Raw genomic sequence first — 7067 nt, forward strand, 5'->3', positions numbered from 1 at the left:
GATTAATGTCGCGGCATGGCGCGCGTTGATCCCAAGGCGGTCCTCGAAGGCCGCATGCCCGGACGGGCACCGGTCGGCCTCATCGTCGGACTCATCGTCTCGACACTGTGCGCGCTCATCGTGCTGGGCCTGGACGCCCTCAACGGCGCGCCGTTCGTCATCGGGCTCGTCCTGGCGATCCTGCCGGTGCCGCTCCTGGTGGCGCTCGTCCTCATGCTCGACCGGCTGGAGCCCGAGCCCTGGCGTGCGCTGCTGTTCGCGTTCATGTGGGGCGCGGGCGTGGCGGTGCTGGGCGCGCTGATCCTCAACACCGCGGGCTACGAGCTGCTGACCAAGCCGGTCTTCGGCGAGCGCGGTGAGCTGGTCACCGCCTCGATCGGCGCGCCGCTGGTGGAAGAGTCGCTCAAGGGCGCGGTGCTGTTCGGGTTCCTGTGGTTCCGCCGTAACGAGCTCGACGGCCTGACCGACGGCATCATCTACGCGGCCATGGTCGCCCTCGGCTTCGCGATGATGGAGAACATCGGCTACTACATGCGGGCGATCAACCAGCACAACATCGAGGCCGTCTTCATCATGCGCGGCGTGATCTCGCCGTTCGGGCACCCGCTGTTCACCTCGATGACCGGGCTCGGCGTGGCGTACGCGGCGCTGCACCGCGGCGCCGCGCGGGTCGCCGCGCCCGTCGCCGGGCTGTGCGGGGCGATGCTGCTGCACGGCGCCTGGAACTTCTCCACCGCCTTCGGCCTCAAGGGCCTCACCGTCGCGTACGGCATCGACTTCTGCATCATCCTGGGCCTGATCGTCATCGTGGTCCGCGAGCGGCGCCAGACCGTACGGCTGATCCGCCTGCACCTGCCGATGTACGCCGGCACGGGCCTCGTGACGCCGCAGGACGTCCAGATGCTCGGCAGCATCGCGCTCCGGCGCCGGGCCCGGCAGTGGGCCCGCATGGCCGGCGGCACCGCGGCGGCGCGCGCCATGGGCGACTACCAGCTCGCCGCGACCGAGCTCGCGCTGCTGCACCAGCGCGCCGAGCGCGGGGTGGCCGAGCCCGCCTGGTTCTACCGGCGGAGGCTCGACCTGATGAACCTCATGCACGTGGCACGGCAGGCCTTCCAGGTGCGCCGGACGCGTCCGCTGATGCCGCCGTGGGCCGGGCCGGACCAGTCGGGCTTCCTGCGGCCGGGCCCGTCCTTCGGCCCGCCGCCACCCGGCCCGTTCCGCCCCCAGGGGCCGTACGGCCCGCAGGGCCCGTACGGCCCCGCCTGACGCGCGCCGTCACGTCAGCAGCAGCGTCTTGCCGATCGCCTCGCGCGACTCGATCAGCGCGTGCGCCTCGGCCGCCTGGCCGAGCGGGAGGGTCTGGCCGATGAGGGGCGTGATTCGGCCCGCGTCGGCCGCGGCCAGCGCGAGGCCGGCCAGGCGCTCCTCGTCTCCGGCGGCCATCCGCAGGTCGAACAGGGAGGTCGCATGGATGCCGCGCCGGCCGGCGTCGTCGGGGTCGGCTCGGGTGAAGTCGCCGCTGGGACCGCCGTAACCGATGAATCGCCCGCCCCGGGCGGTCACCTCCAGCGAGGCGCGGCCGATCCGCCCGCCGACGCCGTCGAGAACGACGTCCGGGCCGCGGCCTCCGGTGAGCGTACGGACCTGCTCGTGCCAGTCGTCCCGCTCGTAGTCGATGACGGCGTCGGCGCCGGCGTCCCGGGCGCGCGTCAGCTTGCGCGAGCCGCGTGCCGCCCCGACGACCCGCGCTCCGGCGGCGTGCGCCAGCTGCACCAGGAGGTTGCCCAGACCCCCTCCGGCCGGAGTGACCAGCACCCACTGGCCCGGCCGTACCCCGGCCGCCTCGAACACGAGCATGGCCGTCATTCCGTCGTTGACGAGAGCCGCGGCATCGGGCAGTGGCACGCCCGCCGGCACGGGGACCAGAGCGCCGGCCGGTACGACCGCACGCTCGGCGTAGCCGCCCGAGTGAGTGTCGTGCCGGGCGCGCCGGGCCACCGTCCCGGTCTCGGCTCCCGGCTCTCCGGCTCCCGTCCGGGCGACGACGCGGCGGCCGAGCAGGCCCTGGTCCACCCCGGGCCCGGCCGCCACGACCGTACCGGCCACGCCGCCGCCGGGGACGTACGGAGGGGTGACGATCGGGAAGGGAAACGCGCCCCGCCGGATCACCGTGTCGAGATGAAGAGTGTCGGCGACGATGACCTCGACCAGCACCTGGCCCGGCCCCGGGGCCAGGTCGGGCGCTTCGACGGTGACCAGCACGTCCGGCCCGCCGAAGCGGGTCGCCTGCACGCACAACATGGAGGATCTCCAGGGGGCTCGACGGTGACGATCGTGAAGTGTAACAGTCGAACTGACGATTTGCTCAGCTGTTAAAATTCATCGGTGTCCGACATCATTCCCGCGTCACTGCGGGGCCGCCTGAGCTACGTGCTGGGCACCCTGCACCGCCGCGCGCTCGATCTGGAGACCGAGGCGCTCGCGCCGCTCGGCATCGGCGTCAAGCAGCAGGCCGCGCTCGACGTGCTCGTCGACGAAGGGCCCATGACCCAGCAGCGGCTCGGGCTGCGGCTCGGCATCGACCGCACGACCATCGTCACCGTTGTCGACGGCCTGCAGGACGCCGGTCTGATCGAACGGAACCGTGACCCGGCCGACCGGCGCGCCTACCTCATCGTGGTCACCGAGTCCGGGACGGCCGCGCAGCGGCGCGGCCGGCGTCTGGTGCGCCAGGCCGAACGCGAGCTGCTCGGCGCGCTCACCGACGAGGAACACGGCACCGTCACCGGTCTGCTGGCGCGCGCGGTGCCGGAGCGGACGCCGCCGGACGCGCCACGCTGACGCGGCACTCCGCGGCCGGCCGCCGTGCTCACCGGGCCGTGCGGCCCAGATGTACGCCACGGCCTCGCGTGGCCGGTACCGGCTCTTGACCTGGAGGGTCAGGGACGTTGACAATCCGAGCCGACAACGTTGTCATCGCCCATGACTGCGGTGGTCCCCCGCCGGCGCAGCTCTTCGTTCTCCACCCCCAGGGGAGCAGCAAGTGCTCAGACGTACCCGCATCCGCCTGGCAGGGGTTCTCTGCCTGGCGCTCTCCGCCCTGGCCCTGCCGGCGCCGCCGGCGTACGCGGCCCCACCCGACCTCGCCTCCTACGTCAACCCGTTCGTGGGCACCCAGGACGGCGGCGCCGACTTCGGTCACGGTGGCGGCGCGGGGATGGACTTCCCCGGTGCGGTCGTGCCGTTCGGCATGATGCAGTGGAGCCCCGACATCGTCCGCATCTCCGGCGGCGGCTACAAGTACGAGGACGACCGGCTCCGCGGCTTCAGCATGACCCACATCTCCGGGCCGGGCTGTACGGGAGCCCAGGACTTCCCGGTGATCCCGTTCTCCGGGCCGATCAAGAACTCGCCCGCCACGCACGGCTCGGACTACGTCCAGACCTTCCAGCACGCGAACGAGCAGGCGTCGCCGGGGTCGTACGCGATGACGACCGACACCGGGATCAGGACCGAGCTGACCGCGACGCAGCGCGCGGGCGTGGCGCGGTTCACCTTCCCCGCCGACAAGGTCGGCACGCTGCTGCTCAACGTGACCGGGTCGATCAACGGGGTGGATGACGCCGAGGCCACGATCAAGGGCAACACCGTGTCGGGCTGGGCCAAGACCGGCGGCTTCTGCAACGCGGACACCCGGTCGGGAAGAAGGGCTTCGACACGGTCAAGGCCGCCGCGCACCGGGCATGGGAGAAGCGCCTCGGCCAGATCCAGGTCGGGGGCGGCGCGGCCGACCCGCTGAAGGAAGGTCTTTTACACCGCGCTCTACCACGCGATGCTCCAGCCGTACGTCTTCGACGACGTCGACGGCGCCTACACCGGGTTCGACCACCGGATCCACCGGGTCAGGAAGGGCCACCACCAGTACGCGACCTTCTCCGGCTGGGACATCTACCGCAGCGAGGCGCAGCTCATCGCCCTCCTCGCGCCGGACGTCGGCTCCGACATCGCCCAGTCCATGTACAACGACGCCCACTCGATCGGCGACGTCTGGGACCGCTGGTCGCACCAGAACACCATCACCGGCGTCATGAACGGCGACCCGTACCACTCGATCGTCGCGACGATGTATGCCTTCGGGGCACGCGACTTCGACGCGAACGGTGCGCTGGCCGCCATGGTGAAGGGCGCGAACCGGGTCGGGGAGGACAAGGCCACCGGCTACACCGAGCGGCCCGGGAACGCCGACTACCTCGAGCTCGGCTACGTGCCGGGCGACCCGGCGACCACGCTGGAGTACGGCCTCGCCGACTTCGGTATCGCCCAGCTCGCCCAGCGGCTCGGCGACAAGGGCACCTCCCAGGCGTTCATGAAGCGCTCGCACGCCTGGGAGACGATCTACAACCCGATGAACGACTGGATCCAGCCCCGCTTCGCCGACGGCTCGTTCCTGTCGCCGTTCGACCCCGCCGACCCCGGCTGGTACGTCGAGGGCAACGGTTCCCAGTACCACTGGATGACCTACTCCGACGTCGCCGGCCTGTTCGGCGCGATGGGCGGGCGTGACCAGGCGGCCGAGCGGCTCGACACCTTCTTCACCGAGCTGAACGCCGGGTCGCAGAAGCCGTACGCCTACCTCGGCAACGAGCCGTCGCTCCAGACGCCGTGGCTGTACGCCTGGGCCGGGCAGCCGTACAAGACCCAGGACGTCGTCGCGCGGGCCCGCACGTCGTTGTTCAAGTCCGGCCCGAACGGCCTGGTCGGCAACGACGACCTCGGCACGATGTCGGCCTGGCGGGTCTTCGCCGACCTCGGCCTGTACCCGGCCATCCCGGGCCGCGCCGAGCTCGTGCTCAACAGCCCGGAGTTCCCCAGGATCACCGTCCGCCGCTCCAGCGGCCAGAAGATCACCATCAACGCGCCAGGTGCCTCGGACGCGAACCACTACGTCCAGTCGCTCAAGGTCGGCGGAAAGACGACCTCACGGGCCTGGCTGCCGGAGTCGTTCGTCGCCTCCGGCGGACGCCTCGACTTCGCCATGGGCGCGCAGCCGAACACCACCTTCGGCAGCGACCCCAAGGACGCCCCGCCGTCCTTCGGCACCGGCGCGAAGCCGTTCCTGTCCGCGGTCTCGCCGGGAATGACCTCGCTGGAGCCCGGCGGCTCGGCCGAGGCGACGCTGCGCGTGCAGGCGGTCGGCAAGGGCGACACCGTGACCTGGGCGGCCAAGCCGCCCGCGGGGATCACCGTGACACCCGCTTCGGGCAACCTCACGGTCGGCGACGCCGGGCGCGCGGACCAGAAGGTGACCGTCTCGGTGGCGGCCGGCACGAAACTCGACTACTACTCGGTGCCGTTCGAGCTGACCGCCTCGGGCCGGTCGGTCGGGGCGAGCGGCATGACGATCAACGTCGCCCGGCGCGGCACGATCGAGTGGTACCAGAACAACGCCGGCATCTCCGACGACGGCGAATCCGGGCAGGCCAACTTCGACGGCGACGGCTGGAGCTACTCCGCGCAGGCGCTCGCGGCGCGGGGGCTGAAGGCCGGAGAGCCGGTCACGTGGAACGGCCTCACCTTCACCTGGCCGGGCCGCAAGCCCGGTCAGCTCGACAACGTCCAGGCGAGCGGCCAGGTCGTCGACCTGCCGAGCGCCCCGGCGGGGGCGTCGAAGCTGGCGTTCCTCGGCGCGGCCGGCAACGGTGACGCGTCATCCACCGTCGTCACGATCACCTATACGGACGGGTCGACGGCCTCGGCCGCGCTGGAGCTCAGCGACTGGGCGCTCGGCGCCGACGCCTATCCACCGAGGTTCGGCAACGAGATCGTCGCCAAGACGCCGTACCGCAACAGCTCCGACGGAGGGAACCAGGACATCAACATCTACGTGTTCGGCGCGACGCCGATCGCGCTGGACCCGGGCAAACAGGTCAAGAGCGTCACGCTGAACACGCCGAAGTCGGGCTCGGCTCGCTGCACGTGTTCGCCTGGGCGTTCGCGTGACCGTCCGGGCCTGACCGAAGTGGTGCGGGGTGCCCCGTCTGTGGTTCTTCACGAGACGGGGCACCCCTGCTCTTGGGGACCCCGGGCACCCGTGTCCCGGGCGGTCTTTCGGGGTGGGCGCTCAGGCGACGATGCGCAGCGGGTTCTCCAGCAGCTCGGCGAGCTGGCCGAGGAACGCCGCGCCGGTGGCGCCGTCGCAGGCCCGGTGGTCGACCGACAGCGTGATGGTCATCCGGTCGCGCGGGACCACCTCGCCGTCGCGGAACACGACGTCCTTGCGGGTCGCGCCCACCGCGAGGATCGCCGCCTCCGGCGGGTTGATCACGGCGGTGAAGGCGTCCACGCCGAACATGCCCAGGTTGCTCACCGTGAACGTGCCGCCCGACATCTCCTGCGGCGTCAGCTTCTGCTCCCGGGCGCGCCCGGCCAGCTCGCGCGTCTCCGCGCCGATCGCCGACACGCTCTTGCGGTCGGCGTCGCGGATCACCGGCACGACCAGGCCCTCGTCCAGGGCCACCGCCACGCCCACGTGCACCCGCTTGTGCACGAGCAGGTGCTCCTCGGTGAAGGAGACGTTCAGCACCGGGTTGGCGCGCAGCGCCGTCGCACACGCCTTGACGATCAGGTCGTTGACGCTGACCTTGGCCGGGGCGAGCGCGGCGTTGAGCGTCTTGCGGAACGCCAGGAGCTCCTCCACGTCGACGACGCGCGTCAGGTAGAAGTGCGGCGCGGTCCGCATGCTCTCGGCGAGCCGGCGCGCGGTGACCTTGCGGATCCGGCTCAGCGGCACCCGCTCGACGTCCTCGTCATCGACGGGCGCCTGGACCGCCTGCGGGGCCGCCGCCGGCGCGGCGGGCTGCGGCGTGGCCTGCGGGGCGGGGGCCGCGGCGGGCGGCGCGGACCGGACGGCGGAGTCGAGCGCGGCCGCCTCGACGGCGGCGCGGACGATGCGCCCGCCGGGGCCGGACCCGGTCACCGTGCTGAGGTCGATGCCGTTCTCCCGCGCGATCCGGCGGGCCAGCGGCGAGGACGGCGGACGGGACCGTCCGTTCCGTCCGGCCGGC

5 protein-coding genes and 1 pseudogene are annotated in these 7067 nt (G+C 72.1%); 4 read left to right on the top strand and 2 right to left on the bottom strand.

Going from position 1 to position 7067, the window contains the following annotated elements; translation table 11 throughout:
- The first annotated feature begins 15 nt into the window (after nucleotides 1–15).
- Nucleotides 16–1269 carry a PrsW family intramembrane metalloprotease gene (locus ABEA10_RS47610; RefSeq protein WP_345475317.1) on the top strand — a complete coding sequence of 418 codons (1254 nt, stop codon included), beginning with the start codon at nucleotides 16–18 and terminating at the stop codon, nucleotides 1267–1269.
- Nucleotides 1270–1278: 9 nt separating this feature from the next.
- Here the strand turns inward: ABEA10_RS47610 and ABEA10_RS47615 are convergent, their stop codons facing one another.
- Nucleotides 1279–2304: a zinc-binding dehydrogenase gene (locus tag ABEA10_RS47615; protein WP_345475318.1), complete on the bottom strand. Its 1026-nt coding sequence runs from the start codon at nucleotides 2302–2304 to the stop codon at nucleotides 1279–1281.
- An 84-nt stretch (nucleotides 2305–2388) separates the two neighbouring features.
- Here ABEA10_RS47615 and ABEA10_RS47620 point away from each other — a divergent pair, with 84 nt between their 5' ends.
- The 3 genes and pseudogenes from ABEA10_RS47620 to ABEA10_RS47630 all read left to right on the top strand — a co-directional run.
- A complete protein-coding gene (locus ABEA10_RS47620; RefSeq protein ID WP_345475319.1) occupies nucleotides 2389–2844 on the top strand; it encodes a MarR family winged helix-turn-helix transcriptional regulator in 456 nt (151 codons plus the stop codon).
- Between the two features lie 202 nt (nucleotides 2845–3046).
- Nucleotides 3047–3802, top strand: coding sequence for a hypothetical protein (locus ABEA10_RS47625; RefSeq protein WP_345475320.1), 756 nt, complete (start codon nucleotides 3047–3049; stop codon nucleotides 3800–3802).
- Between the two features lie 33 nt (nucleotides 3803–3835).
- Nucleotides 3836–4996: pseudogene (locus ABEA10_RS47630) on the top strand (GH92 family glycosyl hydrolase); the annotation flags it as partial.
- A 1128-nt stretch (nucleotides 4997–6124) separates the two neighbouring features.
- On the opposite strand, the gene ABEA10_RS47635 reads toward ABEA10_RS47630, so the two are convergent.
- A complete protein-coding gene (locus tag ABEA10_RS47635) occupies nucleotides 6125–7024 on the bottom strand; it encodes a dihydrolipoamide acetyltransferase family protein (protein ID WP_425551062.1) in 900 nt (299 codons plus the stop codon).
- Nucleotides 7025–7067 lie beyond the last annotated feature (43 nt).

The organism is Actinoallomurus oryzae, from assembly GCF_039541955.1.
In the GTDB taxonomy this organism is placed as follows: domain Bacteria; phylum Actinomycetota; class Actinomycetes; order Streptosporangiales; family Streptosporangiaceae; genus Actinoallomurus; species Actinoallomurus oryzae.

What these genes read in the sequence shown, in the direction of transcription:
- ABEA10_RS47610 (WP_345475317.1), top strand. Translation starts at nt 16, where the DNA reads ATGGCGCGCGTTGATCCCAAGGCGGTCCTCGAAGGCCGCATGCCCGGA.
- ABEA10_RS47615 (WP_345475318.1), bottom strand. Translation starts at nt 2,304, where the DNA reads ATGTTGTGCGTGCAGGCGACCCGCTTCGGCGGGCCGGACGTGCTGGTC.